3 protein-coding genes are annotated in these 3632 nt (G+C 39.3%); 1 reads left to right on the plus strand and 2 read right to left on the minus strand.

The genetic code is table 11. The annotated features are described in order from the left end of the window. Positions 1–334: 334 nt before the first annotated feature. Both GC098_RS31480 and GC098_RS31485 read right to left on the minus strand, forming a co-directional pair. A complete protein-coding gene (locus GC098_RS31480; protein WP_171647655.1) occupies positions 335–1555 on the minus strand; it encodes an MFS transporter in 1221 nt (406 codons plus the stop codon). 96 nt (positions 1556–1651) lie between these two features. Next, positions 1652–2590 carry an NADP-dependent oxidoreductase gene (locus tag GC098_RS31485; RefSeq protein WP_171647658.1) on the minus strand — a complete coding sequence of 313 codons (939 nt, stop codon included), beginning with the start codon at positions 2588–2590 and terminating at the stop codon, positions 1652–1654. A 236-nt stretch (positions 2591–2826) separates the two neighbouring features. Between GC098_RS31485 and GC098_RS31490 the strand changes: the two genes are divergently transcribed. Next, positions 2827–3231, plus strand: a complete 405-nt coding sequence (locus GC098_RS31490; protein WP_171647661.1) for an Rrf2 family transcriptional regulator — start codon at positions 2827–2829, stop codon at positions 3229–3231. The last annotated feature ends 401 nt before the right edge of the window (positions 3232–3632 follow it).

A 3632-nucleotide genomic window follows, 5' to 3' on the forward strand; every position in this document is an offset into this window, starting at 1 on the left:
TGAGAAAATCCTTATTCTCTGAGGGAGTTGAGAAAACGGCAGCCATATATGAGGCTGCCGATTCTTCGTAGCTATCGTTACCCGTTAGCTTAATAACGGATTAAAGAATTCATTGACAGAATGCCTCTGTCGGGAATGAGATAAAGTTGTTGTCAGCCATGACAACAACTTTATCTCATAGAACAAAAAAACCGCAATTTACGCGGTATTTAATGTGATAATGTTCTTGTCACCCGACATGAATTTTGTCGGATAACAAGAACTTGTTCCAATCAATGCCGAAAACGTGAAGAGAGCACACGCCAAACTAGAATCCGAATTTTTTCTTAGTTAGTCATATCTTGTTTCCGGAATGGATGGGTTTCTTCTCTTGTTTCTTCGGTTGTTTTGCCATATAGAGCAGATAGAGCACAATATAAATCGCCAGAAAAACAACGGAATAGCGGTACATCTGCGCATAACTACTTACGCCTGCAACGGTCCCCAGCAGCATCCCCCCGCCGCCGATGCCTAGATCGAAAGCGGAATAAAAGGTAGCGTTCGCCGCCCCTCTTTGATGCGGCGCAATACGATTAATAGTCCAAGCCTGCAGCGTAGGCTGAACAGAACCAAATCCGATCCCATAGCAAGCAGCCGCACAGATCATTAGGCCCGTTGTAGTCGCCAAAGAAAGCAAGAGCAGCCCAGCAATGCTGAACAATGCGCCAGGGAATATAATCCAGAAATGCCCGTAACGGTCGAAAATCCTTCCTGATACCGGACGAATTACGAATACACTTAGAGCATTAATAAGGAAAAACAAGCCAACATTTTCTATCCCCGTCTCTTTGCTAAATAATGTAATAAAGCTAACGATTCCCCCATAAGTTACACCAAGTAGCAATACGAGCAATGATGGAAAAAGAGCCTGTTTTTCAATTAACTTCGACCAAACCGAGTTCGCAGACCCAACCTGTGCCTTCGTTGCCTTCGATAACTGGGGGAGCGTAACGAATTGCGTACAGACGAAGGACAGTATCGTACTAACAAAACAACATATAAATAATAACGTATAGCCGAAATTATTCATGATCCAAATTCCAGCTAAAGGGCCCAATGCCATCGCAAGCGTCGATCCAAGACCAAAATACCCCATGCCTTCGCCGCGCCGCGCAGCAGGAATAATATCCGAAGCGATAACTCCATAGCTTGTGGTTGAAATTCCCCAGCCAATCCCGTGAATAAACCGGATGAACAGTACGACGAATACTGTAGCAGATGCAATAAATCCGCCCATTGCAGCGATGCAGATCAAGCTGCCGATCACCAGCACGATTTTCCGTCCGAGCATATCGAGCGCCATTCCAGCGAATGGGCGAATGACGATGGCAGACAGCGTAAGAAGACCAATGACAAGTCCGACCTGCGTACTCGATCCTCCGTTCTCGGAGACAAAGACCGGCAGCGTAGGCAGCAGCATCTGAAATCCTAGAAATAACAACATATTGGATAAAGATAAGAGAATAAAATCCTTCGTCCATAACGGAACGGATTTCACCGATTTGTCTTTAGGCATGATAACCACCTGCCTCGATCTTTAAGTTTTTAGTTAATCTGTGTACTTAATATAATCTACCGCATGATTTCGGCTTTAAAATATTCTAACTTAACATTAATCAGCAATATGAAATACAATTCGTCCACGAACATGTCCATATTGACAGAGTTCATGGGCTTGTGGAGCTTCATCAAGAGTAAATGTTTTTGATATAAACGTTTTGATTTTTCCATCAGCCATCAACTGGGCAATGGTTCGCAAGGCTTCACGGTTTGGTCGCGCTATATTATGTTCGGCACGCACACTTAGCTCTTGAGCTTTCTCCTGTGAAGGATGAGTAACTAGAGATAAAATCGTTCCGCCTCGTTTTAGTACTGACCAAGAACGTTCTAACGTATCTCCTCCGATTGAGTCGATTACCAAATCTACGTCTTGAACTACTTCCTCAAATGGTGTAGTGGTATAATCAATCACCGTATCTGCTCCTAAAGAACGGACAAAGTCAACATTAGCTGTTGAAGCGGTTCCTATTACATGCGCCCCTTTCCATTTGGCCAATTGAGTAGCAAACAATCCAACGCCTCCAGCCGCACCATGAATTAATACTCGTTGTCCTTCTTGTAACTTGGCATTATCGAAGAGAACTGCCCAAGCGGATCCTGCACCACCATGAATGGTAACTGCCTCATCAAAAGAGATCCCGTCGGGTTTAAGAGCAAGTCTTTCTACTGAAGTTGTAATATACTCAGCGTATGCCCCTTTTGTACTTTGTCCAAAAACTGCTTGTCCTTTTTTGAATCCCGTAACATCGGGGCCAATTTCTTCAATAACACCAGCTATAGATGAACCGGGAATATAAGGGAAATCAACGGAAAAGAAATCTTTCAGCATACCAGAACGAATTTTACAATCAGTAGGAAGCACACCTACTGCGTGAACTCGAATTAATACCTCTCCAACTGATGGTTTTGGACATTCTACTTGCTCTAGTTTAAGTTGTTCTGGTCCTCCATATTGGTGAACACGGATGACTTTGATATTTTGAATTGACATGATCGAAACGATCTCCTTTCTAACAATAAATGTTACAACTTAGTTAAAAAATTTTCTCTTAAGTTTTTTAAGAGAGTGACTTAATAAGTTTTTTACAGTAGGTTGATTAGTCTAGTTGTAACTATAATTGTTACAACTAATTTTGTCAACAACAATTTTTTATAACTTATTTAATTAATTCAATATGTTGACAAAAATATATATGTAACTAATATTGTAACGAGGGAGTGATTATCATGATTAATACTCGTCTTTCTGTTGCAATTCATATCTTGGCTTTAGTTGCTACTAATCCCAAGCTATCTTCTGAACAGATTGCTGATAGTGTGACAACTAATCCAGTTGTAATTAGAAGAATTAGCAGTGAATTAAAAAAGGCCGGATTATTAACAGCTAGAGTTGGGGTATCTGGTTTTTCATTAACTAAAGATCCAAAAGATGTTACGTTATTAGACGTATATAAAGCTGTTCATATAGAAAAAGAGTTATTTTCCATTCATGATAAACCAAATCCTAATTGTCGTGTTGGGAAAAATATACAAGGTGCATTGGATGTTATTTTTGAAAGTGTACAATCTGCAATGGAAAACGAATTGAATAATAAAACACTTCAAGAAGTTATGGATCATCTCTTTAAATAAAGGGATGATTTTTTAATTACTAATAGTATCAACACGAAGACACAAATGAATATAGATTAAATAATCTATAAACGAATAATATGTAGCAAAATCCACTGAAACTTACATATTTAAGTATCTTTCAGCTGAACAGTTATAAACAAACAACTTTCCCTACTAAGAAGTTTGTGAAAAGTTTTACTTAAAGTAATGGGTGCTTTAGTGGCATATTTTTATAAAATACAGTTCAAATAAAAGAAAGTTATCGTTTTGATCAATCTTTATTCAAAGCGATAGCTTATTATATGTAGTAAAATCTAGGATTTAGAGTGATTTATAATCAAACTTTATTCTAAACCAACACAACAAGGCTGCCGTTACATGCCGGCAGCCTCGTTCTGGTGATTGTTAAGCTATAGTTC

It is taken from the genome of Paenibacillus phytorum (assembly GCF_013141715.1).
In the GTDB taxonomy this organism is placed as follows: domain Bacteria; phylum Bacillota; class Bacilli; order Paenibacillales; family NBRC-103111; genus Paenibacillus_E; species Paenibacillus_E phytorum.